25 protein-coding genes are annotated in these 26,846 nt (G+C 61.4%); 11 read left to right on the top strand and 14 right to left on the bottom strand.

Translation table 11 applies throughout. The features are described from left to right. Positions 1-207 precede the first annotated feature (207 nt). Together BJI47_RS06575 and BJI47_RS06570 are read right to left on the bottom strand one after the other, a co-directional pair. Positions 208-1,386: a saccharopine dehydrogenase family protein gene (locus tag BJI47_RS06575; protein WP_088942984.1), complete on the bottom strand. Its 1,179-nt coding sequence runs from the start codon at positions 1,384-1,386 to the stop codon at positions 208-210. Continuing rightward, positions 1,383-2,867 carry an APC family permease gene (locus tag BJI47_RS06570; protein ID WP_088942983.1) on the bottom strand — a complete coding sequence of 495 codons (1,485 nt, stop codon included), beginning with the start codon at positions 2,865-2,867 and terminating at the stop codon, positions 1,383-1,385. Before BJI47_RS06570 ends, BJI47_RS06575 begins: the two co-directional genes overlap by 4 nt. Before the next feature lie 149 nt (positions 2,868-3,016). On the opposite strand from BJI47_RS06570, the gene BJI47_RS06565 reads away from it, so the two are divergent. After that, a complete protein-coding gene (locus tag BJI47_RS06565) occupies positions 3,017-3,649 on the top strand; it encodes a TetR/AcrR family transcriptional regulator (RefSeq protein ID WP_088942982.1) in 633 nt (210 codons plus the stop codon). A gap of 87 nt (positions 3,650-3,736) precedes the next feature. Here BJI47_RS06565 and BJI47_RS06560 read toward each other — a convergent pair whose 3' ends face one another. The 4 genes from BJI47_RS06560 to BJI47_RS06550 form a co-directional block, all read right to left on the bottom strand. Then, positions 3,737-4,540 carry an ATP-binding protein gene (locus BJI47_RS06560; protein WP_088942981.1) on the bottom strand — a complete coding sequence of 268 codons (804 nt, stop codon included), beginning with the start codon at positions 4,538-4,540 and terminating at the stop codon, positions 3,737-3,739. Then, positions 4,537-5,124, bottom strand: a complete 588-nt coding sequence (locus BJI47_RS24470; RefSeq protein WP_254900424.1) for a hypothetical protein — start codon at positions 5,122-5,124, stop codon at positions 4,537-4,539. The genes BJI47_RS06560 and BJI47_RS24470 overlap by 4 nt, the downstream gene beginning before the upstream one ends. A gap of 456 nt (positions 5,125-5,580) precedes the next feature. Continuing rightward, entirely contained in the window at positions 5,581-5,871 is a 291-nt protein-coding gene (locus BJI47_RS24465; protein ID WP_254900423.1) for a hypothetical protein, read from the bottom strand. 395 nt (positions 5,872-6,266) lie between these two features. Continuing rightward, positions 6,267-8,084 carry a multicopper oxidase family protein gene (locus BJI47_RS06550; protein ID WP_088942980.1) on the bottom strand — a complete coding sequence of 606 codons (1,818 nt, stop codon included), beginning with the start codon at positions 8,082-8,084 and terminating at the stop codon, positions 6,267-6,269. A gap of 155 nt (positions 8,085-8,239) precedes the next feature. Between BJI47_RS06550 and BJI47_RS06545 the strand changes: the two genes are divergently transcribed. Continuing rightward, positions 8,240-9,316, top strand: coding sequence for an ABC transporter ATP-binding protein (locus BJI47_RS06545; protein WP_088942979.1), 1,077 nt, complete (start codon positions 8,240-8,242; stop codon positions 9,314-9,316). Between the two features lie 63 nt (positions 9,317-9,379). Here BJI47_RS06545 and BJI47_RS06540 read toward each other — a convergent pair whose 3' ends face one another. Together BJI47_RS06540 and BJI47_RS06535 are read right to left on the bottom strand one after the other, a co-directional pair. Then, positions 9,380-10,402 (bottom strand): aspartate-semialdehyde dehydrogenase, encoded by a 1,023-nt coding sequence (locus BJI47_RS06540; RefSeq protein WP_088942978.1) that lies wholly within the window; start codon positions 10,400-10,402, stop codon positions 9,380-9,382. Positions 10,403-10,407: 5 nt separating this feature from the next. Further along, positions 10,408-11,673 (bottom strand): aspartate kinase, encoded by a 1,266-nt coding sequence (locus BJI47_RS06535; RefSeq protein ID WP_088942977.1) that lies wholly within the window; start codon positions 11,671-11,673, stop codon positions 10,408-10,410. Positions 11,674-12,079: 406 nt separating this feature from the next. On the opposite strand from BJI47_RS06535, the gene BJI47_RS06530 reads away from it, so the two are divergent. The 3 genes from BJI47_RS06530 (at position 12,080) to leuA (ending at position 17,028) form a co-directional block, all read left to right on the top strand. After that, positions 12,080-14,701, top strand: a complete 2,622-nt coding sequence (locus BJI47_RS06530; RefSeq protein WP_088942976.1) for a LuxR C-terminal-related transcriptional regulator — start codon at positions 12,080-12,082, stop codon at positions 14,699-14,701. 111 nt (positions 14,702-14,812) lie between these two features. Then, a complete protein-coding gene (locus tag BJI47_RS06525) occupies positions 14,813-15,046 on the top strand; it encodes a hypothetical protein (RefSeq protein ID WP_088942975.1) in 234 nt (77 codons plus the stop codon). A 176-nt stretch (positions 15,047-15,222) separates the two neighbouring features. Next, entirely contained in the window at positions 15,223-17,028 is a 1,806-nt protein-coding gene (gene leuA / locus BJI47_RS06520; protein ID WP_088942974.1) for a 2-isopropylmalate synthase, read from the top strand. A gap of 72 nt (positions 17,029-17,100) precedes the next feature. Here the strand turns inward: leuA and BJI47_RS06515 are convergent, their stop codons facing one another. Further along, on the bottom strand, positions 17,101-17,406 hold the full coding sequence (locus BJI47_RS06515) for an SHOCT domain-containing protein (protein ID WP_088942973.1): 306 nt from the start codon (positions 17,404-17,406) through the stop codon (positions 17,101-17,103). Positions 17,407-17,415: 9 nt separating this feature from the next. After that, entirely contained in the window at positions 17,416-17,847 is a 432-nt protein-coding gene (locus BJI47_RS06510; protein ID WP_088942972.1) for a DUF6325 family protein, read from the bottom strand. Between the two features lie 153 nt (positions 17,848-18,000). Between BJI47_RS06510 and BJI47_RS06505 the strand changes: the two genes are divergently transcribed. Further along, positions 18,001-18,393 carry an SHOCT domain-containing protein gene (locus tag BJI47_RS06505; RefSeq protein WP_088942971.1) on the top strand — a complete coding sequence of 131 codons (393 nt, stop codon included), beginning with the start codon at positions 18,001-18,003 and terminating at the stop codon, positions 18,391-18,393. Between the two features lie 38 nt (positions 18,394-18,431). On the opposite strand, the gene BJI47_RS06500 is transcribed toward BJI47_RS06505, so the two are convergent. Continuing rightward, a complete protein-coding gene (locus tag BJI47_RS06500) occupies positions 18,432-19,331 on the bottom strand; it encodes a LysR family transcriptional regulator (protein WP_088942970.1) in 900 nt (299 codons plus the stop codon). 72 nt (positions 19,332-19,403) lie between these two features. Here BJI47_RS06500 and BJI47_RS06495 point away from each other — a divergent pair, with 72 nt between their 5' ends. Continuing rightward, positions 19,404-20,363, top strand: a complete 960-nt coding sequence (locus BJI47_RS06495) for an EamA family transporter (protein WP_088942989.1) — start codon at positions 19,404-19,406, stop codon at positions 20,361-20,363. On the opposite strand, the gene BJI47_RS06490 is transcribed toward BJI47_RS06495, so the two are convergent. Next, entirely contained in the window at positions 20,311-20,688 is a 378-nt protein-coding gene (locus BJI47_RS06490) for a nuclear transport factor 2 family protein (RefSeq protein ID WP_088942969.1), read from the bottom strand. The genes BJI47_RS06495 and BJI47_RS06490 overlap by 53 nt on opposite strands. Positions 20,689-20,795: 107 nt before the next feature. Here BJI47_RS06490 and BJI47_RS06485 point away from each other — a divergent pair, with 107 nt between their 5' ends. Both BJI47_RS06485 and BJI47_RS06480 read left to right on the top strand, forming a co-directional pair. Next, positions 20,796-22,079 (top strand): MurT ligase domain-containing protein, encoded by a 1,284-nt coding sequence (locus tag BJI47_RS06485; protein ID WP_088942968.1) that lies wholly within the window; start codon positions 20,796-20,798, stop codon positions 22,077-22,079. After that, positions 22,072-22,779: a type 1 glutamine amidotransferase gene (locus tag BJI47_RS06480; protein ID WP_088942988.1), complete on the top strand. Its 708-nt coding sequence runs from the start codon at positions 22,072-22,074 to the stop codon at positions 22,777-22,779. Before BJI47_RS06485 ends, BJI47_RS06480 begins: the two co-directional genes overlap by 8 nt. Before the next feature lie 51 nt (positions 22,780-22,830). Here BJI47_RS06480 and recR read toward each other — a convergent pair whose 3' ends face one another. Both recR and BJI47_RS06470 read right to left on the bottom strand, forming a co-directional pair. Next, entirely contained in the window at positions 22,831-23,439 is a 609-nt protein-coding gene (recR, locus tag BJI47_RS06475) for a recombination mediator RecR (protein ID WP_088942967.1), read from the bottom strand. A 10-nt stretch (positions 23,440-23,449) separates the two neighbouring features. Next, a complete protein-coding gene (locus BJI47_RS06470; protein ID WP_088942966.1) occupies positions 23,450-23,788 on the bottom strand; it encodes a YbaB/EbfC family nucleoid-associated protein in 339 nt (112 codons plus the stop codon). Between the two features lie 329 nt (positions 23,789-24,117). Between BJI47_RS06470 and BJI47_RS06465 the strand changes: the two genes are divergently transcribed. Together BJI47_RS06465 and BJI47_RS06460 are read left to right on the top strand one after the other, a co-directional pair. After that, positions 24,118-25,518, top strand: coding sequence for an FAD-binding oxidoreductase (locus tag BJI47_RS06465; RefSeq protein ID WP_088942987.1), 1,401 nt, complete (start codon positions 24,118-24,120; stop codon positions 25,516-25,518). Further along, on the top strand, positions 25,515-26,831 hold the full coding sequence (locus BJI47_RS06460; RefSeq protein ID WP_088942965.1) for a class I SAM-dependent methyltransferase: 1,317 nt from the start codon (positions 25,515-25,517) through the stop codon (positions 26,829-26,831). The genes BJI47_RS06465 and BJI47_RS06460 overlap by 4 nt, the downstream gene beginning before the upstream one ends. Positions 26,832-26,846: the final 15 nt, after the last annotated feature.

Below are 26,846 nucleotides of genomic sequence, written 5' to 3'. Positions count from 1 at the left end.
CCGCACGTCGCCTCCGAGCGAACCCGCGGGTCGTCAAACGCAAAATCATCAAATGGGCAGCCACACGCTCCCGGCACCAACACCATCCACAACCCACAACGTCACCCCAATGCACTGCCATTCAGCACTAACTGAACAGTATTAAAGCTAAGGTCCGTGCCTCATACAGCTAGGCGTAGATGTCCGACGGTGACCGCTCTCCTTCGGTTAGAAGTCTGGATCGCTTGTTTCTTCGATTGCAAGCAAGGGATTGGAGGGCGTGGGCGTTTGGATGGTCAATTTGCTGTAGATGTCGAAATAGTCGTTTGGTGCGAAAGCGGTTTCGGGTGCATGGACCCCGGGCCCGGTGATCTTGTTGTGACGCAGCAGATCGACACCTATTGCCAATGGTATTCCGGTGTGTCCGCCCATCAGCCCGGGCAAGTCGAGCCTAGGGTAAACAGCGACACTTGTTTGGCGGCCATCTCGTCTCCCTCGTGCAAGTGCCCAAATGTTCGGCAACGCTGGCTGATCCGACATGGACTCTTGTGCGGGACGTGAGTCGATGAGTTTCGCCGCGTCGTCTGCGGTGATTGTTCCGTTCTCGAATCGTTTTGCAACGAGACGAAGTTCGTCGAAGAGCTCTGTGGGCCCGCACTGGAGGTTGACCGAACGGCGTAGTCCTGCGATGGCGCGAGGGAGGGTGACAGCTTCCGGGTGTCCCATCGTGTACGCGTAGGTAGGGCCGACTCCAGGAAAGTCGAAGTCGATACGTTCCAGTGGTGCAATGTCTGCGGCGGCTCCCTCTGTCCAGGCCCGGATTGTCCCTGTGCATTGCAACAGCCAGTGTGTTCCTGCTGCCGCAGCCCCTTGAACGGGAAAGCGAGTATCGGGTTCGACCACGGCCGCTGCCAAACTCCACCCTGTAAAAAGGTCGTCGACTTCGTCGAGTCGTTCGGCGGCAATGCGTGCGCAAACATTGGTAGTGCCAGGGCTGGCGCCGAGTCCGATGATCACCCGTCGTCCCGATGCCCGCGCACGATCATCGAACTCGAGGGCTTCTACAGTGGATTGCCAGTCGTCGTCGATATCGGCGTAGTCGCAACCGGCATCGAGGGCTGCGCGCAGTATTGGTGTACCGAAACGCGCAAAGGGACCCATCGTATTGAGTACTATGTCGCAACCGGTGAATAGTTCGTGCATGGCCGTGGGGTCGGTGGCGTCGAGCCGAGTCGCGGTGGCCGCGGGGCCGATTTCGTCAGCGAGGCGCTGTGCTCGACCGACGTCGAGGTCGGCAACGACGATGTGGTCTGCACTTCCTAGTCGTGCGATTGCCCGAACTGCGTGGCGGCCCATACCTCCGGCTCCTCCGACAACGACGACGGTAAATGGGTCGGTGGTGCTCATCTTGTTTTTCCTCCTGTGTGGGTGGGGTGACTTTCGAGAGATGACGGGTCGGTAATGTTCCCAATCTCCGCATAGACCGCTGGCCTGTATCGCTGCAACCACAGTGCATAGAGCGCCCCGATGAGGGCGACTATTGCAAGCATCGTGGGGAGAGCGTTAACGACCATGTTGTCGACACCTGTCAGGCTGCGATAGTGCACGACGATCAGTACGGCCGCGACGCTCAATCCGAGTCCGCCGAGGAGCGGCGCTGTCGTGGTTCGCCACCAGTGGCGATCCGCACGTTTACGGAAGAACCCGATCACCGCGAACGCGGTAGTGGCTTGGAGCAAGACCAGCCCAAGAGTGCCGAGTCCGGACATACTCACTGACAAATTGAGATAGGGATCGAGTCCAGCCGCAGCGAAGGCGCTGATGACGACACAGTTGATCGCGCTTTGGGTCACGCTGGCCCGCGCCGGTGACATGTATTTCGGATGGACTCGACCGAGAGCCCGCGGTAGCACTCCATCGCGTCCTAGCGCGTAGGTCAACCTGTTCGTCGAATTGTGGCAAGCGAGAAGCGTCGCAAACAGACTAGTCAACAGCAGCAAAGTCATGATATCCGCCACATGCTGACCAAGATGTACAGCGGCGAGATCGAGAATAAGGTCGCCGAGCTTCTCGGTGGCCTCGCTGCGCACGTTGTCCGGTCCGATGGCCCCGACCGTGACCCAACTGGTTACCCCATAGAAAATCGACACCACTGCAACAGAGACGTAGGTCGCAAGAGGCACCGTTCGTTTCGGATTGCATGACTCCTCGCCGTAGAGTGCTGCGGCTTCGAAACCCAGAAATGAGGTGAACGCGAACATCAAGCCCAACCCTAATGCGGACTGTCCCAGACCTGTGAGGTCGAACGCACTGGCAGGAAAGGCGTCCACACCGAAGCTTCGAATCAAAACCAGGTCGACGATCCCTAATATGGCCAGTTCAGCAACGATCAGGACACCGATTATTCTGGCGCTCAGATCGATTCGACGGTACCCCAGAATTGCTGTGCATGCTATCGCGAACGCTGCATAGGCCGGCCAAGGCAACGTAATTCCCAAAGAGACGAATACCATCTGCGAGAAGTAACTAAAGGTAGCAACCAACATCACGGCCAGTGCATTGTAGGCAAGAAGAGCTACGAATCCTGCGGCGATGGCTGGTACGGGACCTAGGCCAGCCGCAATGTACGCGTACAGACCCCCTGCACCGACTACTTTACGGCTCATCGCCGCATAGCCAACTGCGAAGCAAAGAAGAATGATCCCTGCTATCAGATACATAGCTGGGGTCGCCGAACCAGCGCCCAACGAAAACGCCAGAGGCAAAGTGGCGACTACGGCCGCCAGCGGGGATGCAGCGGCGATGACAAGAAAAACAATTTTGGCGACAGTGAGATCGCCGCTCACAGAGCTCAGTGCCCCCTTTTCGTAGGGGCTCGAATCCGACATGCATCTCTCGCTTTCAGCGCAACGATCGCTAGGGAAATCTGTTAGATATGAGTCTGCACTGGGTCAAGCGACTGAGTCAATGGTTCAAGATGAGTGGGACGTAAAATGTGCGTTACACGAAATCTGACGCAGAAAGAGAAGGCATTCTCATGAGTCGACTGGCAGCGGCTGATCGTCGCGAACTTCTGCTTACCGCTGCGGCACGGGTAATCGCTCGTGACGGAATGGTTGATCTGACCACGCGAGCGATCGCGGCAGAAGCGGGTATGTCGCAGGGGGCGTTTCACTACTGCTTCCGCTCCAAAGACGAATTGCTCGCAGGTCTGATAACTTCAACCGCCACCCACTTGATCGAAGCATCCATCGCTGCGATCGAGATACGGGACAGTCTCGAGGAGACCCTCCGAGGTGCGCTGCGGGGATTGTGGGACAACATTATCGATCCACCCGAGAAGCAACTGGCACTCTATGAACTTACGGTCTACGCACTGCGCAATTCGGGCCTTCGAGACTTGTCGGCGAAGCAGTATGAGGGGTACTTCATTGCTGCAGCGCGGTTCCTCGAGGTGGCCGCGCAGCGAACTCGAACCGAATGGACTGTTTCGGTGAGTATTTTGGCGCGACTACTTGTCACCGTAATCGATGGACTCGGATTGAACTGGCTCACAGATCGTGACCGAGATGCAGCGTACGCCGTATTGGATGTCTTCACACAGCAACTCGTTGCCGTAGCGTCGTCGGCCAGTGTTGCCCTCGCCAGTGACTGCGTCATTCGAACGTGATCCAGTGAGGTCTGTTTGTCATCGGGTGTCGCTTGCCAGGGTGATGAAACCACCTGATTGCCAGAGGGTAGGGACCACCGTGGCGCACTATTGAGGACGCTCGCTGTCGGTGTTCTCGTCAACTGTTCCAGACCGGGTTCGTTCGCGGTAGGACGGCCCCTCGATGATGAGGGTGTGCGCCGCGGAGGGCAGTCGATCGATTGCTGATTGCGCGAGGAGGGTGTCGGCGGTCATCGTCAGCCACTCCGACGGCTCCCTATTCGAGGTCACTATCGTGGCTTTCTTGCGATGTCGTTCCACTATCAGCTCGTAGAAGTCGTTGGTCTCGGTGGCATCGAGTGGCCGCAACGCGAAGTCGTCGATGATCAGCATGTCGGTCGCTGTGAGCCGGCGTATTTTGGCTTCGACGGTGTTGTCGAGGCGGGCCGCGCGCAAGCGGGTGAACAGTTTGTCCGACCGTGCGAACAGAACACCGTGTCGTCGATGAATTACCATGTGCCCCAATGCTATTGTCAGATGAGTCTTTCCGACCCCAACCGAGCCCAGGACGATCGCAGACTGATGTGCATCGAGAAACCGCAGGGAGGCGAGATTGCCGAGCAATGTCCGGTCGTAGCGCAGATCATCGAGGCTGTTCCAGGAATCGAACGCCATCGCCGGGTCGAGTCCTGCTTTGGTAGCTCGCAGGGTCGCCGAGCGTGAGTCACGGCGGTTCACTTCGTCGGCGAGGAGCACTTCGAGGAATCCGATGTGGCTGAGTTTGTGTTGTCGGGCCAGGGCTGCGCGTTCGGGCAGGGTTTCGGCAAGCGCGCCGAGTTTGAGGGCTTTGAGTAATCGAACGAGGTCAGTGCCGACCGGTTCGGTAGTAGCGGTGGTGCGCGTGGTGGTCATGACTGGCCTTCCGGACTGGTACCGATTCCGTCGACGACGGACATCGATGAGGTTGGTGTGGAACGGAATTCGGCAGGATCACGAGAGAAACGTATCGATGTCTGCCCGACTGCTTTCGGTAGTTCCGGGGTGGTGGATTCGGTGGCCCGTTCCAACATGGATGCAATCTTGGTGACCGAAACGACATCGAGATCGAGCGAAAGTGAGCAGGCTTGTTCGACGCGCTGGGCACCGTACCGTCGCACCAGTCCTTGGAGTCGGTAGACGCTGCGGATCCTCGTCCACGGCATTGGGTCATCGAGGATGCGTTCGGCGTAGATGCCGATATTCGCCCCGTGCGCGGTGCACTTACCGATCAATGAGGTGACATCGCGCAGTGCGTAGTGGAACTTGGGCTCGGGGAGGTCGGCGCGGTCGGTACTGCGGCCGCCGGGGCGCTGACGGGGATGGATCTTCACCAGGGTGCCGCGGTGGTAGAACTTCACCAGTTCGGTATCCGCGCGCACCGACAGGGTCGATCCGATCCATTGCTGCGGCAACGAATAGAGAGCTTTGGCGACTTCGGCGTGGAAGTCGCGGTGCATTTTGCACGTCCTTGAAGATCGGCACGTCGTACACCGCCGGAACCGGCAGTAGTGCTGGCAGTTCGGAGTCCTCGAACACTTCGCGCGGCCGTGCGCAGGTGGTCCCGTGAATGCGCATCCCTGCCATGTTGGAGCACCAACGAACCACTGCCTCTTGGGCTTCGGCGAGACTGGTGAATCGTTCACCGGCCCAGAAGTTTCCGCGGACGTATTTCCGCTGTGCGTTCGACGCGGGGTTTGTCCTTCGGCGAGCGCACCCGTGCTGGGTCGGTCACGAACCCTTCGTGGCTACTTTAGCCGAGCCAACCATCACTCAGTCGCGGGGCGATCGGGTCAGCAGTGGTGACGACAGGTTTGAGGTTGTCCGGTATGAGGACTGCGAATACTCCGCCGGTCGCCGTCGACGACGCGGACGGTGAGGTCCTTGCGGCGGAAACCGCAACGCTCCGTGGCGAATCAATGCAACATCCGATACGGCACCACGCACCCTTTGCGGGTAGGGAGGACTTCGCTCTTGGCGATCGTGAGTGGTTTCTGTTCACCGCCTCCTGCCACCCACTTGGTGATCTGCTCCTCATGAGAGAGCAACTTCTCCCATGCTGCCCCGTGACCGTGTGGGCGGTCGGGGCGAACAGTGTCGACGACGGCTGCGATCAACTCGTCGTTCACTGCTGCGGAGGTATCGGATTTCTGCAGTCCCGCAGATTGGGCTGCCTCGACGTATCGTCGGACGGTCTTGCGATCCACCCCGGAATGCTCGGCGATCTTGCGTAACCCGGGGGGCCGGCATCGCGGCCGTCCCGAGCCACAATCTCAGTACTTCTCTGATCTCGTTCACACTGATCTCCCGTAAAGCCATGCCGTCGACCTCCGTGACCTTGTTGAGTTGTCACAGACGATCGAACGAACAAACGACGAAACCACCGGCAAGGCGCGCCGGTGGTCCCATAACTGGCAATCCAGGTGGTCCCATCACCCTGGCAGAATCAGGTCAAACTGGTCCCATGCTCATAGCAGACGACAACCGTCGGATGACGGGAGCAACGGTTCGATCATTTCCCACTGAGCATCGGCGAACATCTTCGTTCTCGACATACCAAACATTCTCGGGCACAACCACTCCCAGTTCTAGGCGACACGCCCTAGGCACGTAGTCGGTAACGCAGCATCATCTCGTGATCCTCGTGATCGAGCATGTGACAGTGCCACATGTATCCCTGCAGCTCGGTCGAACCACCCTGGCCACCAGCCTCGTGACCTGCATGGCCGCCATCGTGCATAGGCGCAGGACCGGCAAACGTTGCATCAGGATCGAATCCGAGTTCATCGGCGGTGGGGAATCGCACGAGAATTCGGGTGACGGTCCCCGGATACGTGTTGACGGTGTCTTTCGCGCCCGACTCCCATGCGGCCGGCGGAGAGAGCGGTCCGGTCACATATCGCTCGACGTCGGGTGCCCACTTGACGCCGACGTCCGGGCGCGGACTGTCCCGCATATACGCCGTCAGATCCACCGCCGCTCGGCCGAGCGTGCGAAAGTGCACCAGATGCAGGTGAATCGGGTGCGGTTCGAGGGTGGTGTTGACGATGTTCCACTGTTCGACGACGCCCTGCGTCGGCATCTCGATATCCGGGTCGCTGTATCGAAGGTTGTTGAGCGTCATCATCGGCGGCGCCGACGACAACCCTGCCGAAGGCTGATTGACGGTCACCGTCCGCTGAACCTGAGCAGCAGGAACCGTCGGGAGCAGTGGTGGCTGCCCCTTGCCGCCGCGGTACATCGTCATGACGTCACCGACATATCCTCGGCCTGACGCCACCCTGAACTGACAGAACAATGGCATCGGCACCGCTCCCAACGATGCAGCCTGGGCTGGTGGCGGCTCGTCGTTGCGGAGCTCTACGAGTTCGCCGGGTGCCAGCGAGCCGAGATCGACCAGCACATCCACCCGCTCGGCCGGTGCCAGTCGAATACTGTCGGTCTGCACCGGCGCCTCGAGAAGCCCGCCGTCGTTCCCGATCACCCAGAACCGCATCCTGTTGCCGAAGAACAGATTCCACACACTGTAGGAGCCGGCGTTGACGATGCGGAAACGGTACAGCCCACGCGCGACTTCCATCGTCGGCCAGATCTTCCCATTGACGACGCCGACGTCGCCGGTCCCTCCGCCTTCCCATTTACCCTGGGGGACAGTAATATTGGACCTGATTCTCATACTGCCGTCAGGATTCATGATCTTTTCCTGCAACACCAACGGTACTTCGAACTCACCGGACGGTAACCCCAAAGAATTGTCGGCAAGACCCGAATCGAATTGATCCCGAACCAAATTCATTCCGACCAAACCTGCGTAGACGTTGATGCGCGTCATCGACATCGCATGATCGTGGTACCAGAGCCCGGCTGCTTCGTTGAGCCCCGGAAACCTATGGGTGAGAGACTCACCCGGGCGGACGAGCATCTCGGAGTTACCGTCACTGTCGGGCGGAGTGATACTCCCATGCAGATGCAGCGACGTCGGGGTCATGTGCCGGTCCTGCTCGATCATCCCGTGCAGCGAAGTATCCACATCGGCTGCAAGCGGATTGCCTTCGGTGCGATTGGTGTAGTTCAACGTCCACGGCTGACCCTGCACGGACTCGATGGTCGGGCCCAGATAGTCGAGCTCGCCGTATCCGAACGTCGGACCGGCCGGGAGATCGGCATGGAAAGAATGCATTGCGCTGCGCGCATCGAGCGACACCTGCGAACCCCCGACAACCGGCAGCCTCGGCAACTCATCACGAAACGGTGCAAGCGTCGGCGAATGGAACAGCAACGGGCTACGGCCGCCGAAGATATCGTCGGCAAAAGCCCGCCGAGCTACCGAACTCGACGGTAGCGCTGCACCCCCGGCAACAGCGGCAACCAAAGCGAGACTCCGAAAGACCGACCTACGCGATATCCCTTCCGCACCCATACCTTCACCCTCCCGTGCATCTGGGTCGTTCCGCGGGCTACCCTCCCGCCCACCAGTGTGACGACGCCCATACTATGTATCTTTGTCGGCACCCGTCGATACCCCACACTCGGATCGTCCGGCACGTTCCTGCCGGTGGAGGGATTTCACAGAACATGGCATCGATTACATTCGACCGCGCGAGCAGACTTTTTCCCGGCTCGGATGCGCCTGCGGTGGACGCACTGGACCTCGAGATAGAGGACGGCGAGTTTCTCGTTCTCGTCGGCCCATCCGGTTGCGGCAAGTCCACCTCGCTCCGCATGCTTGCCGGTCTCGAAGAAGTGAACAGCGGACGGATCCTCATCGGAGGCAAGGACGTCACCGACGCCGAGCCGAAGGATCGCGACATCGCGATGGTGTTCCAGAACTACGCGCTCTATCCGCACATGAGCGTCGCCGAGAACATGGGCTTCGCGCTCAAGCTTGCGAAGGCGAGCAAGGAAGAGATCAAGACGCGAGTCCTCGAGGCCGCAAAGCTTCTGGACCTGGAGGACTACCTCGACCGGAAGCCGAAGGCACTCTCCGGTGGCCAACGGCAGCGAGTTGCCATGGGGCGCGCCATCGTGCGTCAGCCGCAAGTGTTTCTCATGGACGAACCACTGTCCAACCTCGACGCGAAGTTGCGGGTGCAGACGCGTACCCAGATCGCCCAACTGCAACGGAGATTGGCCACCACCACCGTCTACGTGACGCACGATCAGGTCGAAGCGATGACCATGGGAGACCGCGTCGCAGTTTTGAAGGGTGGAGTGCTGCAGCAGTGCGCTTCACCGCGCGAGCTGTACCGAACCCCGGTCAACGTGTTCGTCGCGGGATTCATGGGTTCACCGTCGATGAATTTGTTCACGCTGCCGATTACCTACGGCGGGGTGCAGATCGGAGATCAGGTCATTCCGGTTCAGCGCGAGGCCCTTGCGGCGTCATCCGGGGCGGAGGTCGTGTTCGGGATCCGGCCCGAACACGTGCAGATCGCAGACTCGGGACTGAAGCTCGAGATCGACATCGTCGAGGAACTCGGCTCGGAAGCTTTCGTGTTCGGTCGCGCTGATATCAACGGCCGGACGCAGACGATCGTCGCGCGCGCCGACTGGCGTGATCCACCGCAGAAGGGCCAGGTCGTGCACGTCCGGTTCGACGAGGCCCATGCGCATCTGTTCGACGGATCGGGCGACGGACACCGGTTGGGCTGACGCTCACTGCAATTCACTCCCCGGTTGTGCTGAGCGCGCAACCGGGGAGCAGATCGGGTAGATCTAGACCAGCAGTTCGGCAATCTGAATGGTGTTGAGCGCAGCACCCTTACGAAGGTTGTCGCTCGACACGAACAGTGCGAGGCCGCGGCCTTCGGGAGCGCCCGGGTCCTGCCGGATGCGCCCGACGAGAGAATCGTCCTTGCCTGCAGCCTGCAGCGGTGTCGGCACATCCACCAACGTCACACCCGGTGCCGCGGCGAGAAGCTCACGAGCACGTTCCACCGAGAGCGGGTTCGCGAACTCTGCGTTGATCGACAGCGAGTGCCCGGTGAACACCGGGACGCGCACGCAGGTACCACTGACCAGGAGGTCCGGGAGTCCCAGGATCTTCCGCGATTCGTTGCGCAGCTTCTGGTCCTCGTCGGTCTCGCCTGATCCGTCGTCCACCAGCGCTCCTGCCAGCGGAAGAACGTTGAACGCGATCGGTGCGACGTAGTTGTTCGGAGCCGGAAAGTCCACCGAAGATCCGTCGTGCACCAACTTCTCGACGTCACCGATGACGGCGCGTGCCTGCGTCGCGAGTTCTTCGACGCCCGCAAGCCCACTGCCCGACACTGCCTGGTAACTGCTGACGATGAGGCGCCGCAGCCCTGCTTCGTCGTGCAGCACCTTCAGGACCGGCATCGCTGCCATGGTGGTGCAGTTCGGGTTGGCGATGATGCCCTTCGGAGGCTTCTTCGCTTCTTCTGGATTGACTTCGCTGACGACGAGCGGCACCTCGGGGTCTTTACGGAATGCCGAAGAGTTGTCGATGACGACTGCGCCTGCTGCGGCGAACCGTGGTGCCTGCGCACGTGAGAGCGTTGCGCCCGCGGAGAACAGTGCGATGTCGATGCCTGCGAGATCGGCGGTCGACGCGTCCTCTACGACGATCTCCTCCCCGCGGAACGGCAGCTTCTTACCCGCTGACCGCGCCGAGGCAAAGAACCGCACCGTGTCGGCGGGAAAGTTGCGTTCCTCCAACAAGGTTCGAATGACAGCACCGACCTGACCGGTCGCGCCTACTACTGCGACTGTTGTCATCTTCCTTACCGTCCTGTTCCGCCGTGCACGACAGCTTCTTCGTCGCCGCCGAGCTCGAACGCCGCGTGCAGTACGCGTACTGCCTCGTCGAGTTGGGTGTCACTGACCAGTACCGAGATGCGGATCTCCGAGGTGCTGATCAAGTCGATGTTGATGCCGGCGTCGGCGAGTGCTTCACAGAACGTTGCAGTGACACCGGGGTGGGTCTTCATTCCAGCGCCGACGAGCGAGACCTTGCCGATGAGATCGTCGTAGAGCACCTGAGCGAAGCCGATCTCACCTTGCAGCTTGGTCAGCATCTCCACCGCCCGTGGGCCGTCGGACTTCGGGCAGGTGAAGGTGATGTCGGTCTTGCCGGTGTCGATCTTGGATACGTTCTGCAATACCATGTCGATATTGATCTCGGCATCGGCGACGGCGCGAAAGACCTTGGCTGCGTAGCCAGGTGCATCGGACAGGCCGACGACGGTGACCTTCGCTTCACTGCGATCGTGTGCGACGCCGGTGAGAATGGCTTCTTCCACTGGGATGTCCTCCATAGATCCGGAGACGATTGTTCCGGGTTTCGTGGTGTACGACGACCGAACATGTACGGGAACGTTGTATCGACGGGCATATTCGACGCATCGCAGCATGAGCACCTTGGCGCCGCATGCCGCCATTTCGAGCATCTCTTCGAACGAGACTGCGCTCAGGTGGCGGGCGTTGGGAACGATGCGCGGATCGGCGGTGAAGATGCCGTCGACGTCGGTGTAGATCTCGCAGACGTCGGCGTTCAGCGCAGCGGCGAGTGCGACGGCCGTGGTGTCGGAACCACCGCGGCCGAGTGTCGTGACGTCCTTACTGTCCTGGCTTACGCCTTGGAATCCGGCGACGAGCACGATCGCACCTTCGTCGAGTGCGTCGCGGACACGACCTGGCGTCACGTCGATGATCTTGGCGTTGCCGTGCACGCTGGTAGTCACGACGCCCGCCTGCGATCCGGTGAAGGAACGAGCCTCGGCGCCGAGGGAGTGGATAGCCATCGCGACCAGTGCGTTGGAAATCCGCTCACCCGAGGTGAGCAGCATGTCCATTTCACGGGCGGGTGGGGCCGGGCACACCTGCTTGGCGAGGTCGAGCAGTTCGTCGGTGGTGTCGCCCATGGCGGAGACCACGACGACGACGTCGTTGCCGGCCTTCTTGGTCTCGACGATTCGTTCAGCGACGCGTCGGATACGTTCGGCGGATCCCACCGACGATCCGCCGTACTTCTGGACGATGAGAGCCACGCGTGTGTACCTCCGGTGCAATTTCGTGTGTGTTTGTGGTGCATCTGGCCCTGCTACCTTACCGAGGTATGCCGTCGCCAGCAGCCTTGGGTGTTCCGGGGAGGCCCCCTTGGAGCCCTTGACCTGCAGCGACACGGTGGTGGGCTGGCAACCGAATCGGTCTTGACATTCGCGACAAATCGGACGCCACACAGCTCGGCCTAGGAGACCACGCAGCAGGATGTTTCACCTCGAGCATTCGATGCATCCGGCAAATGCCCTATAAAAAGTCACTAGGTATGCATATTGTTGCTAAACATACCGATGAGTTTTGAATGGACTTTAATCGCCCAAGATCACCTCGAGTGAATTATTATCGACGCGTCCAGCAACCTCCGTGTGGCATTTTGTCGGGAGACGGTCGTATATGAATACGCTGTACTGTGCCGCACCGAGAGTGCGAAGCCGCAAACCACGGAGATCCGGTGCCACGATTCGGAGACGGCGCCTCCTGACTCTGCTCGAACCCACAGGTGACCGCAGCCCCATCGCCGTCATCACGGCGCCCGCCGGTTCAGGCAAAACGACCCTGCTCGTCGATTGGGTCCATACGATCGACGCCGAAGACGACACCCTTCTCGCATGGATCACCATCGATGAATCCGACAACGACGTGGCCGTGCTCAGAGCCTGCATCGTCTCAGCGCTCGCCCAATGTGGATCGCCCCACCTCGCTTCTGCTGTCGGGTCCCTTCCATCCGTAGGTGATCCGTTCTACTCGGAGTTCAGCGCACTGTTGGTCGAGGCCATCGAGAGCGTCGACGCACTGATCTGCCTGATATTCGACGACGCGCATCTCTTGCACAACCGTGAAGTACTGGCCCTTCTGGGTACGTTTCTGCGTTGGCCCCCTTGTAATCTCCGGATCATCGTCGCTGGACGATTCGAACCTCCACTCGCGCTGCAGAAACCGCGGCTCGACGGACTCGTCCTCGACATCTCCGCAGCCGACCTGGCATTCACCACCGAAGAGGCGCAGGAGATGTTCCAGCGATCCGGAATCGCCCTTGCCCGAGGCGATCTGGCGAAGGTCATGAACCGAACCGAGGGCTGGGCAGCGGGCCTGAGGCTGGCTGCGATGACGCTGAGCGGTGGCGCGAGTTCTCCCGAACTCATCGAAGGTTTCACCGGAACCCATCACACGGTCGCCGACTACCTCGTGAACGAGATCCTGGCCGGACTCCCCGACGCTGCTCGTACGTTCCTCATCGAGACCTCCGTGCCCGACTGGTTCACAACCGATCTCGCCGAGAAGTTGACCGGCGTCGGGGGTGCGCAGGCCACCATCGATCACCTGCTCGCGCAGAACTTCCTCATCGATCAGATCCCCGGATCGGAACCCACCTATCGATATCACCCGCTGATGCGCGGTTATCTTCGAGCCGAGATCTGCCGCCTCGGGGCCGAGCAGATCAGAAGCCTCGAGCGCGTCGCGTCGACCTGGTTCAGCGACTACCGGCAGCCACTGCAGGCTCTGCAGCACAGCGTGCAGGCTGGTGATTCGAGATCGATTCTCGACATCATCGGCGAGTTCGGTCTCGGACTCGTACTGCGCGGCAACGCCTCGGAGGTTCTGACCGCTATCGACAACAGTCCGGCTTCGGTACGTCGAAGCGAGATCGTTCAGTTGATCAGCGCGGCAGCACTATTGGCCAGCGGAAGTGTCGCGCCGGCAGTCTCGACGCTGATGGCGCTACGGCGCAGGCCAGTCGACGAGCTAGCGGGCTTCCATCTCGAGATTATGCGTCGAACCCTCGAGATTCACACGACACTGCACGTCGGCAACGACATCGAGGGCGCCTTGGGGCGCTTGCGCGAGGTGGAGTTCGGCAAATCCGGCTCGCCCGAACTCGATTCCTACGCGCTGCTGATCGCCGGACTCGCCGAGCTGCATCTCGGTCGAACCCTCGAGGCGCAGCGCTACCTCGAGGACGCAGTAGCGAACGGTCGGGCCGGGAATCTTCCATCGGTTGTCACGACCTGTCTGGTGGCCTCGGCCGGGATCTGCTTTCTCACCGGCCGATTGACCGAGGCCGCCGCTCGTGGCCAGCGCGCCGTCACTTATGCACGTATGCACTCACTGACCGAGACTCCGCTTTTCGCGGTCGCCGAATCGCTCGAACCTCTCGTTGCCCACATTCGGATGACCCCGACGTCGGTGGCACCGGAGAATCTGTGGTCGAGCATCGGACGATCCGCGGATTCCGCCGTAGCGCAGTACGGCAAACGCGCGGCTCTCGTGTTGAACGGCTCGATCGAGGAAGTGAGCGCCGCAGGCCGTGAGTGGCTAGAGTCGGTTCATCCGGTGATTCCCGCATACGAGGCATTGCTGGCACCGATGGTCCAGCGTCGATACCTGACGGCAGGCGAGACGCTCTGGGCCAGCGAACTGGTAGCAGTCACGAGGCGGCGGCTCGGCATGGTCGGCGAGGTTGCCCTGCTGGCCGCCGAGATCCACCGCGTGCACGGACGCTTCGACGCCGCAGACACCGAGCTTGCGCCGATTCTCGACGGTCAGCTTCGATGCGCCAGCTTCACGACCACCATTCGCGCTACGATCACGGCCGTCAATGTCGCACTGGCCCGACGGAATCCAGCACGCGCGTTCGAGCTCGTATGCCGCGCTCTTGCCGAGGCCGAACCCGAGGCGGTACTACTTCCGTTCGCCGAGGGCGGCACCGCTTTGCGGGACATTCTCACGCACAATCGTGGACGCTTCGGTCTGCTCGAGCCATTCGCAGATCGGGCCCGCGAAGCAGTACCGAGGCATCCTGCTACGGCCGATTCGAGGATGTCGGACGCACTGACCCGCCGCGAATTGGAATTACTCCGAGAGCTGCCGTCCTGGCGTACTGCCGAGCAAATCGCGTCCGACCATTTCGTGTCGGTCAACACCGTCAAGACGCATCTACGTGGCATCTACCGCAAGCTCGAGGTCAGATCGCGTCGCGACGCGATTGCCGCCGCGCACGAGCTCGGCCTGTTGTGATGCGCCGGCTCGAGACTGCACGCGGGTTCACCATCTGCGGGTGATGCCGCGACGGCCGGGGGCGCGCAACCTGGCAGTAACGCCAGCAGCGGACCGCGAAGGAGCAGCGCCATGGCTCAGCCCGCCGATACCAACACCCGCAGAGTTCGATATGAATTTCTCGTCGAGGGTGAGCTGTCCGAACGTGCGCAGGCTGCCTTCCCCGATCTCGCCACCACCGAAGTCCCGGTGCCGTTCACCCGGCTGTTCGGCCCGGTGGACGACGAGTCCGCCCTGCGCGGGATGCTGGCGCGTTTCGACGCGTTGGGATTGACCGTCGTGGAGTTGCGAAGACTTCCCGATTGAACTTTCCTCACCGACCCCGGCACGAGGTTAGCGCTCGCGGTAGTACACTTCTATTCATGCAGCGTGCGCTCCTCCTCGATCGCCGCGACGGGGTCTGAACCAGACTGGCTTCCCGTCGCGGGGTTTTTCGCGCCGGTCGATAACCATTTCAGCCAGTAACTTCGGAGATTGAGCCAATGTCACCAGCCGACGCATTCACCTCGAAAACGATTACTCCTCCTTCGCGGCCCGCTCCCAGCGACCAGCCGGCGTGGAACACCCAGAAGAACTCCTCGATGCCGACGTACCGGTATCTGCCGTTCGCCGAGGAGGTCGAGCCGATCACCCTCCCCGACCGCACCTGGCCGGACAAGGTGACGGACCGGACTCCGCAGTGGTGCGCGGTCGACCTGCGGGACGGTAACCAAGCGCTCATCGACCCGATGAGTCCGGCACGTAAGCGACGTATGTTCGACCTGCTGGTCCGTATGGGCTACAAGCAGATCGAGGTCGGATTCCCCTCGGCGAGCCAAACCGATTTCGACTTCGTCCGCGAGATAATCGAAGACGGCGCCATTCCCGACGACGTGACGATTCAAGTTCTGACGCAGTGCCGACCCGAGCTCATCGAGCGCACATTTCTCGCGTGCGAGGGTGCACAGAACGTCATCGTGCATTTCTACAACTCGACGTCGATTCTGCAACGTCGTGTGGTGTTTCGTGCCGAGCGCGACACGATCAAGAAGATCGCTACCGACGGCGCACGTAAATGCCTCGAGGAGTCCAAGAAGTACCCGGACACCGACTGGCGATTCGAGTACTCCCCGGAGTCCTACACCGGCACCGAGCTCGCCTACGCCAAAGAGGTGTGCGACGCCGTGGTCGACGTCATCGATCCTTCACCAGCCAAGCCCATCATTCTGAATCTGCCTGCAACGGTCGAGATGGCCACACCGAACGTGTATGCGGACTCGATCGAGTGGATGAGCCGAAATCTCGATCGTCGCGACAGCGTGATTCTGTCACTGCACCCGCACAACGATCGCGGAACCGGTGTCGCCGCTGCCGAGCTCGGCTACCAGGCGGGCGCGGACCGTATCGAGGGATGTCTCTTCGGCAACGGCGAGCGCACCGGCAACGTATGCCTGGTCACCTTGGGTCTGAACCTGTTCACCCGCGGTGTCGATCCGCAGATCGACTTCTCGAACATCGACGAGGTGCGTCGGACAGTGGAGTACTGCAACCAACTCCCCGTCCACGAGCGTCACCCCTACGGCGGAGACCTGGTGTACACGGCATTTTCAGGAAGCCACCAGGACGCCATCAACAAGGGCTTGGACGCGATGAAAGTGTCCGCCGACGAACAGAACTCGGATATCGGCGAGATCACCTGGCAGGTCCCGTACCTGCCGATCGATCCCAAAGACGTGGGCCGCACCTACGAAGCCGTCATTCGCGTCAACTCGCAGTCCGGCAAGGGCGGCGTCGCCTACATCATGAAGTCCGATCACGGCCTCGCATTGCCGAGACGGCTGCAGATCGAGTTCTCGCAGGCTGTTCAGCGCATCACCGACGGTGAGGGCGGCGAGGTGTCCCCGAAGGAAATGTGGGATGTCTTCGCCGAGGAGTACCTGAGTCCGGTGCGTCCGCTCGAGCGCATCAAGCAGCGCGTCATCGCAGCCGAAACGGACGGCGGAACCGACAGCATCGTCGCGACGGTTCTGCTCGACGGCGTCGAGCAGGACATCACCGGATCCGGCAACGGCCCCCTTGCCGCCTTCGTCGACGCGCTGTCGACGATCGGTTACGACATCAGCGTCCTGGACTACTCCGAGCACGCGATGTCTGCGGGCGATGACGCCCAGGCGGCTGCCTACGTCGAGGCTTCGGTCACCGGCCCCTCCGGTACTGCCGTAACGGTGTGGGGTGCTGGTATCGCGACGTCGATTACCACCGCCTCGTTGCGAGCGCTCGTTTCCGCGGTCAACCGCGCTCTGAAGTAACTCGCTGGAAGATCACTCGGGCCCTTCTCCGCCGGCGGAGAAGGGCCCGAGTGATTCCACCGCCCCCGGGGATCAGGCGAGGAGCTTTGCTTTCGCTGCCGCGAACTCGTTCGCGTCGAGCACCCCCGCATCACGCAACGCAGCCAGTTTCTGGATCTTGCCGACGAGGTCGTCCTCGGCTGGAGGCGCGGCTACTGGTGGTGGTGGTGCCTGTTGTTCGTACCGATAGGACTGTGCGTCCTGGTCTTGTTGCTCGCGCGATTGTCTGCGGCGGTTCATCGCGTTGGACGTTGCGTTTGCCGTCCCTGCGACGACAGCGGTGCGGGCTACAGTTCCGAGTAGTCCCGGCCTACCGACGCGTCCTCGTCCGAATACCATGTGTTTCTCCTATACCAGCGCTGCGGCGAGCGCGATTTCGACTGTTTCGCGTGGAATTTGAACGTGCAGCGCAACTTCGCCACCTGCCGTTCGTGCTGCGTTCGCGAAGGTTCGGGCCCAGGTCTGCTCGTATACGAGAACTGCGGCAGAGGTCCCCGGTTCGAGGGACTCACGCACGACGTCGAGGTCCTCGTCACTGATCAGTGCCTTGGCTTCGAGCGAGAGGATCTCGAGCCCCACGTCTTCGAGTTTCTCGTCGACGTCGACCTGACGATACGTTCCGTCCGGTCTTCGCCCGATGAACACCAGATCGAGAAGCGATACCGAGCCCTGTGCGATCACGCTTTGCAGCGCCTCGACCACCTTGGGGTTTGCCCGATCGCCGGGAAATGTCATGACCAACAGGCCAACAGGCCCTACGTCGAACGCAGACTCACTCATCGCAGTGATACTTCCCGTTGTTCACCACCGGCGGCATCATCCGGCGTGGGTGAATTCACCTTTTTCGGATGATGATCTTGCTCAGGCCGAGTGTGACACTGAAGTGCAAGGCCTTTCACCAATTTCTGTCACCGGAAATTGGTCTCACTCGAAATGGAGCATCGAATCGTGGATTCGTTCTGGGATTTCCTCTGGCTGATCATCGTCAGTTTCGCATTCATCGCCTATCTCATGGTGCTGTTCTCGATCATCGGGGACTTGTTCAGGGACCACAAAAGCTCTGGATGGGTAAAGGCCGTCTGGGTCTTCTTCCTCATCGTGGCACCGTTCATCACTGCGCTGATCTACCTGATCGCCAAGGGTGGCGATATGACCAAGCGTCAGGTTTCGGCCATGCAGCACGCAAGGGACGAACAAGAGCAGTACATCAAGCAGGTCGCAGGACGCACCTCCGCCGAGGAGATTACACACGCCAAGGCACTTCTCGACAGCGGAACCATCACCGATGACGAATTCTCGCAGCTGAAGGCGAAGGCACTACAGTAGAAAGACTTCTCCGCATCTGAGCGGAAACCTATGGCACGTCATGTGTTTCCGCTCACCTGCGAAGCCTCCGCACGAAAAGCCTCGATGACCGCGGCCACGGCCGGGAGCCTGTGTGCTCCCGGCCGCGTCGCGAGTTCGTAGATCCGTCCGGCTTTCACTCCCTTCAACGGCAGTCGAACCAGCCGCGGATGCACCACCGCAAAACGCGGCATCAGCGCGACGCCGTGGCCGCGGGCCACGAGTTCCTCGGTCACTCGAAAATCATTGATTCGCTGCACAACTCGAGGTTGCACTCCGGTAGCTGCAGCGACCGAGAGCAGTACGTCGTCAACCGGGAAGCCGCCACGCACGCTGATCCAGCGCTCATCCGCCAGCTGGCGCACATCTACCGAATCGTGCTCTGCCAGTATATGTTCGGGTGGCAACACCAGATCGATCGGTTCGCGCATCAGCGGCACGACTTCGATGCGCATGGCCGCGGTCGCCGGGGCAACGTCATCACGATCAGTCAAGACGACGTCATAGTCCGCAAGAAGCGCCGATGCGGAAGATGCGGGGAGGTCCTCGTCGCTCGCGTCGAGGCGAGTTCCGCTCTCGCTCAATCTCCCCAGCACACCGGGAAGCAGTAGCGCTGCGCCCGACGGAAACAGTGCGACGCGCACGCGCCCGCGTGGGGAGTTGCTGTACGAAGCCATCTCCGCTGCGGCCCTATCCAGCGCTGATACGACCTCGTCGGCGCGCAGCACGAGCGCATGCCCGGCATCGGTCAGTCGCAACCTGCGACCGTCGGGTTCCAAAAGCGTCACGCCGGCTTCTTTGCCCAGCAGTTTGAGCTGCTGTGACACCGCGGACGGCGTCAAGGACAGCGCTGAGGCCGCTGCCACGACCGTCCCGCGGTCGGCGAGCTCCCGAAGAATCCGCAAACGCTCGACATTCATGAAGCAAAGCTTAATCATCTATGCGGAAATATTAGATTGTGCTGATGTTTTCTACCGATCAGGATAGTGACCGTGAACAACCGCGATCGGCTCCTCGGGCTCACCGTCGCGGTGCTGTGGGGGCTCAACTTTCTTGCCATTCGGGTCGGGCTCGATCACTTCCCACCGTTCTTCTTCGCCGGTCTTCGGTTTTTTGTCATCGCGATCCCGGTCCTGCTGTTCGTTCGTCCGCCGAAGGTGCCGATCGCCTGGCTTCTGCTCTACGGTTTCGGCTTCGGATTTCTTCAGTTCGCGTTTCTTTTCGCAGCGATGAACGCCGGGATGCCCACGGGGCTCGCCTCCCTCGTGCTGCAATCCTCGGCACCGTTCACCATCGTCCTCGGCGCGCTGCTACTTCATGAGCACGTCGGTCGCCGCCGAACAGTGGGCATCACCGTCGCCGTCGCGGGTATGGTCCTCATCGGTTGGGACCGAGCACAGGCCGCGTCGTTGCTGCCCGTCGTACTGACGTTGCTCGCCGGGCTCGGATGGGCATTCGGCAACCTCGGCAACAGGCTTGCCAGGTCGACCGAACCGATGAGGCTGATGCTGTGGATGTGCGTTGTCCCGCCGCTTCCGATGCTTGCACTCTCGGCTGCCATAGAAGGGCCATACACGGGGTGGCATGCCCTCGGCGAGTCGTTCAGCTCGTCGGGTTGGCCGGCGCTCGCCGGTCTCACCTACATCGTGCTGCTGGGCACGATCGCCGGATCGGGTCTTTGGACGGTACTGATCAGTCGCCACCCCGCGGGTGTCATCGCACCGTTCTCCCTGCTCGTCCCCGTCGTCGGCATCGCCGGAGCGTGGATCTTCCTCGGCGAGTCCCCGAGTGCCTTGTCTCTGATCGGAGCAGCTGTCGTCATCTGTGGCTGTCTCGGCGGAATGACCGGAACTCGGGGAACGACTGAAGCTATGAGCCCGGGGCGTGATCGACCTCGGTTCAGGGAAGCTGAACCATGTCTTCCTGACCCCAGATTGCACGCATCGAAGTGATCTTGCCCTCGTCGTCGAACTCCATCACGTCGATCGGCGAGATCTCGAGCAGCTTGTCCCCGAACTTGGTTGTCAGCTTGAAGTGGAACGCAGCGGTGCTCGCCGCGATCCGCACCGTCAGCACCTCTCCGGTCTGCTCCATCGGTTCGACCACGGCATAGAACTCCCTGATCGAGGCCTCGGTGGTCTTGACCTCGGTGCCGACCGGATCTTCCACCGTGGCGCCCTCGGCGTACAAGGCCAAGACGTCGTCGACAGTGCCGTGCGCGACGGCCTGGACGTATGCGTCGACCGTCTTACGGATGACCTCGGCAGTTGGAGCCATGAAAAGTAGTCCCTTCGTCGTTTTTAGAACATGTTCCAAAATCAAGATAACGGTCCGAGGCAACTTCCGAGGAGAGTTCATCGGACAGTCTGTGCCAGACTCGGCGCATGGTTCGAGCGGGTGAGCGCAGAGCGGCGATAGGTGCACGCGGAAGGCTGGCACTACGAGCAGCCGAGGCTGCGACATGGGCGTCACGCAAGGCGGGCCGGGGCAAGGGATCGATGATCGGCGGCCTCGTCGCCCTCAAGATCGATCCCGACATCCTGACCGGTCTCGGCTCCGGCCGTCGCACGGTCGTGGTGACGGGTACCAATGGAAAGTCGACGACGACGCGGATGACCGCGGCGGCACTAGCTCCCCTCGGAGAAGTAGCCACCCAGGCCGACGGCGCCAACATGGATGCCGGAATCGTGGCGGCCCTGTTCGCGCATCTCGATGCACCGATCGCCGCGCTGGAAGTAGACGAACTCCACGTCCCCCACGTGTGCGACGCAGTGTCCCCCGAAGCTGTCGTACTGCTGAACCTCAGCCGCGATCAGCTCGATCGCGTCGGCGAGATCAACATGATCGAGCGCAAGCTGCGCGCCGGCCTTGCACGGCACCCCGAGACCGTCGTCATTGCCAACTGTGATGACGTCCTCGTCACGTCCGCCGCGTTCGATGCCCCCAACGTCGTATGGGTGGCCGCTGGAGGCGGCTGGGCGGGAGACTCCGTCAGCTGCCCGCGGACCGGCGAACCGATCGTCTGGGACGGCGACCACTGGTACAGCACCGGCGGCGACGTCGGAAACGGCGCGGCCTTCGAGCGCCCGACACCCGACTGGTGGCTCGACGACGAAAATCTGTACGGGCCCAACAGTCTGAAGATTCCGATGACCCTGGCACTGCCCGGTAGAGCCAACCGCGGTAACGCAGCTCAAGCCGTCGCCGCTGCCGTGACTCTCGGGGCGAACGCGGTCGACGCCGTTGCCGCAGCATCGGGAGTGGACGAGGTAGCCGGCCGTTATTCGACAGTCCAGTACGGATCTCATTCCGTGCGTCTGCTTCTCGCCAAGAACCCTGCGGGATGGCAGGAAGCCATGTCGATGATCGACCCCACCGTGGAGGGGCTGGTCATCGCCGTCAACGGTCAGGTTCCCGACGGTGAAGACCTCTCCTGGCTGTGGGACGTACGCTTCGAGCACTTCGAGAACGTCACCGTCGTCGCTTCCGGAGAACGCGCCACCGATCTCGGTGTGCGCCTGCTCTACGCCGGTTCCCCACATACGACCGTGACCGATCCACTGAAAGCCATCGCATCCTGTCCGCCCGGACGCGTGGAAGTGCTGGCCAATTACACCGCGTTCCGCGACCTCGGCCGCGCGCTCGCACGCGAGGTGCATGATGTCTGAGTCCACCGTTCGGATCGGGCTCGTCCTGCCCGACGTCATGGGAACCTACGGAGACAACGGCAATGCGCTGATTCTCCGGCAGCGTCTTCGCATGCGCGGTATCGATGCCGAAGTCGTCCACATCACCCTGCAGGACCCTGTCCCCTCCTCGCTCGACGTCTACACCTTGGGCGGGGCCGAGGACTCGGCGCAACGATTGGCGACGCGTCACCTCGGGCGATACCCCGGACTACAGAACGCGGCCGCACGCGGCGTTCCCGTCCTCGCGATCTGCGCGGCCATTCAGGTCCTCGGACACTGGTACGAAACTTCCTCCGGCGAGCGCGTCGACGGCGTGTCACTGTTCGACGTCACCACCAAGCCACAGGCGACGCGGTCGATCGGAGAGGTTGTCACCGAGCCTTTGCTCTCCGGACTCAGCGCGCATTTGACCGGTTTCGAAAACCACCGTGGTGGAACGGCACTCGGCGCCGACGCCTCCCCACTGGGGAAGGTCACGCACGGCGTCGGCAACGGTGTCGGTGACGGACGAGAAGGCGTCGTACAGGGTTCGGTGATCGGGACGTACATGCACGGACCGGTACTCGCGCGCAATCCCGAGTTGGCGGACTACCTCCTCGAACGTGCGCTCGGATCGCCGCTGGCGCCGCTCGACCTCCACGAGGTCACCCAACTGAGGAAGGAGCGGCTCAGCCGCTAGGGTCTCGCACGCAACTTGCCGAGGCCGATGGAAGCGAACGCGCTGATCAGGTCAGAGCACCCGACGCCCCGTCAGTGCCCGACCCAGGGTGAGTTCGTCCGCAAACTCGAGATCCCCACCCATCGGCAGCCCCGAGGCCAATCGGGTGATCGACAGCCCTGGGAAGTCGCGCATCGTCCTGGCCAGATACGTCGAGGTTGCCTCACCCTCGGTATTCGGATCCGTGGCGATGATCACCTCGGACACATCCACGCCGTCGTCCTGATTTCCTATGCGCACCAACAACTCTCGAATGCGCAGTTGGTCAGGTCCGATGCCGTTCAAAGGATCGAGGGCGCCCCCCAGGACGTGGTAACGGCCTTTGAACTCCCGCGTTCTTTCCACCGCCTGAACATCTTTGGGCTCTTCGACGACGCAGATGATGCTGCGATCACGTCGTGGATCGGCACAGATTCGACATAGTTCTTTGTCGGAGACAGTGCCACACACCGTGCAGAACTGGACGCCGTCACGGACCCGTTGGAGTGCCTTCAAGAGCCGGTCGATGTCGGGCGGTTCCACGCCCAGCAGATGAAACGCGATGCGCTGAGCGCTCTTGGGTCCGACACCTGGAAGTTTTCCGAGTTCGTCGATCAGATCCTGAACAGGACCTTCGTACACGTGTCGGTCCTCAGAAGCCGGGCAGGCCGAGCGAACCGCCGCCGAGGCCACCGGTGAGCGGACCGAGCTTGTCCGCCGCTACGGTCTGGGCGGATTTCGAAGCGTCGGCGATCGCACCGATGATCAGATCCTGCAGTGTTTCGACGTCGTCCGGGTCCACGACCTTCGGGTCGATCGTCAGGCCGACGAGTTCGCCTGTGCCCTTCACCGTTGCCGTGACCAATCCTCCGCCCGCCTGCCCGTTCACCTCGATCTCCGCGATCTGGGCTTGTGCGGCCATCAGTTGCTGCTGCATTTGCTGCGCCTGCTGCATGATCGACGCGATGTCGGGCTGCTCACCGGGTTGCACTGTGGAGTCCTCTCGGTTCGGTTACACATCTCAGCCTAGCCGCGCCCCGCTCGACAAAGCACCATCCTCCCCACCCTCGGCGCAGGGCCGACCCAGCGGTGTGCAGCGATGTGACAGGGTTCACCAACTTTTATTTAGCCGTGCAAAAGACATGCAAGACGCGATCATTTGACCGATTCGTCCGGTTCGGACGGCGCTTTCGAGCAACATTTACGTGAAGTTCTGCGCATGAAGGCGAATTCTCGGTGGCCCTCGACGTGCAGTCGAGATAGCGTCACACTGTGGCTTCCGTGAACGTGCTGACGAGACGACGACCCGAACCTCGAGAGATCGGATTCGCCGCGTATCGCACCGGCGTCGACGCACTACTTGCAAGCTACCGAGCAATCCCCGGCGGCGCGACGGTGCGTCTGGCGAAGAAAACCTCGAATCTCTTTCGAGCACGAGCGGGCTCGACCGCCCCCGGACTCGATGTATCGGGGCTTACCAGTGTCATCACGGTGAACTCCGCCGATCGGACAGCCGATGTGGCCGGAATGTGCACCTACGAAGATCTGGTCGACGCGACGCTGCCGTACGGCTTGGCCCCGCTCGTCGTCCCCCAGCTGAAAACCATCACGCTCGGCGGTGCCGTCACGGGCCTCGGAATCGAGAGCACCTCGTTCCGCAACGGACTTCCACACGAATCCGTACTCGAGATCGACGTCCTCACCGGCAACGGCGAGATCGTCACCGCGACGCCGGACGGCGAGAACGCCGAACTGTTCCGCGGCTTTCCCAACTCGTACGGCACACTCGGATACTCGACCCGGCTGAAAATTCAACTCGAACCGGTAAAGCCGTTCGTCGCTCTCCGCCACGTGCGCTTTCACGACCTCGACACGATGCAGTCGACGATGGACACCATCGTTTCCGAGCGTACGTACGACGGGATCGAAGTCCACTACCTCGACGGCGTCGTGTTCTCCGCCGACGAAAGCTACCTGACACTAGGTGTCCAAACAGCCGAGCCCGGCCCGGTCAGCGAGTACCACGCCGGACCCGACATCTTCTACCGCTCGATCCAGCACGACGGCCGCAAGCCGAAGACCGATCGACTGACGATTCACGATTACCTGTGGCGGTGGGATACCGACTGGTTCTGGTGCTCACGCGCTTTCGGCACCCAGAACCCGAAAATTCGACGCCTATGGCCGAAGAAGTATCGACGCTCCAGCTTCTACTGGAAGCTCATCGGCCTCGACCGCAAATACGACATCGCCGATCGTCTCGAGGCCCGCAAAGGAAATCCACTGCGAGAGCGCGTTGTTCAGGACATCGAGGTTCCCATCGAGAACACGGCCCCATTTCTGCGCTGGTTCCTCGACGAAATCCCCATCGAGCCATTGTGGTTGTGCCCATTGCGCCTTCGCGATCCGTCACCTGACGGCGCCGACCCTGTCCGACCATGGCCGTTGTATCCCCTCGAGCCCGACAAGACCTACGTCAACATCGGCTTCTGGTCGTCGGTCCCCATCGTTCCCGGCCAACCGGAAGGTGCCACCAATCGTGCCATCGAACACAAGGTCACCGACTTCGATGGGCATAAATCGCTCTACTCGGATGCTTACTACACCGAGGAAGAGTTTGCCGCGTTGTACGGCGGCGAAAAATTCGAAGAACTGAAGAAAAAGTACGATCCGAAGTCACGTCTGTTGGACATGTACTCGAAAGCGGTGCAAGGAAAATGACAACGTTGAAAGAATCCACCAGTAGTGCCACGAGCCGCACCCACAAGCTCACCATCTCGGAGATTCTCGAGCTGCTTTCCGACGGAAACATCCCCCTCCGTTTCAGCGCTTACGACGGCAGCGCCGCCGGCCCGGAAGATGCCAAGCTCGGACTCAAGCTCAAGAGTCCGCGTGGCACCACCTACTTGGCGACCGCCCCGGGCGACCTCGGCATGGCACGCGCCTACGTATCCGGCGACCTCGAGCCGGAGGGTGTCCATCCGGGCGACCCCTACGATTTGTTGCGCGTGATGGGAGACGAGCTGCACTTCCGCAGGCCGTCCGCCCTCACTCTCGCCACGATCACCCGCTCTCTCGGCTGGGACCTGTTGCGTCCCATTGCTCCGCCGCCACAGGAGGCGATTCCGCGGTGGCGTCGAATCGCGGAGGGCTTGCGCCACTCCAAGACTCGTGACGCCGAGTCGATCTCGCACCACTACGACGTGTCGAATACGTTCTACGAGTACGTACTCGGGGAATCGATGACTTACACCTGTGCCGCATACACCTCACCGGAGCAGTCCCTCGAGGAGGCACAGGAGAACAAGTACCGCCTGGTGTTCGAAAAACTCGGATTGAAAGAAGGCGACCGACTGCTCGATATCGGTTGCGGTTGGGGATCGATGGTCCGCTATGCCGCACGACGTGGTGTCAAGGTCATCGGCGCGACTCTTTCACGCGAACAGGCAGAATGGGCGCAGAAGGCCATTGCCGACGAAGGGCTCTCCGAACTCGCCGAGGTTCGCTTCTCCGACTACCGTGACATCGCCGAAACCGGTTTCGATGCGGTGTCGTCGATCGGCCTCACCGAGCACATCGGGGTGAGCAACTATCCAGCGTATTTCGGCTTCATCCAGTCGAAGTTGCGCGACGGTGGCCTGGTGCTCAACCACAGCATCACCCGCCCCGACAATCGAAGCCACGCCAAAGCTGGATCCTTCATCGACAGGTACGTCTTCCCGGACGGTGAGCTGACCGGCTCGGGGCGCATCATCAGCGAGATGCAGGATGTCGGCCTCGAGGTGCGGCACGAGGAGAACCTCCGCGAGCACTATGCCCTCACGCTGGCCGCGTGGTGCCGCAATCTCGTCGACAACTGGGACGCGTGCGTCGCCGAAGCCGGCGAAGGAACCGCCCGCATCTGGGGCCTCTACATGGCCGGTTCACGTCTGGGATTCGAACGCAATGTCGTTCAGCTGCACCAGGTTCTGGGCGTCAAGCTCGGACCCAAGGGTGAAGCCGGTCTCCCACTGCGACCCTGGTGGGATGCCTAGGCGGCTTCCGTAGAC

This window comes from Rhodococcus sp. 1168, assembly GCF_002091955.1.
Classification (GTDB): Bacteria; Actinomycetota; Actinomycetes; order Mycobacteriales; family Mycobacteriaceae; genus Rhodococcoides.
Note: the sequence above shows the minus strand (reverse complement) of the source record. Positions and strands in the feature narration are given on the sequence as shown.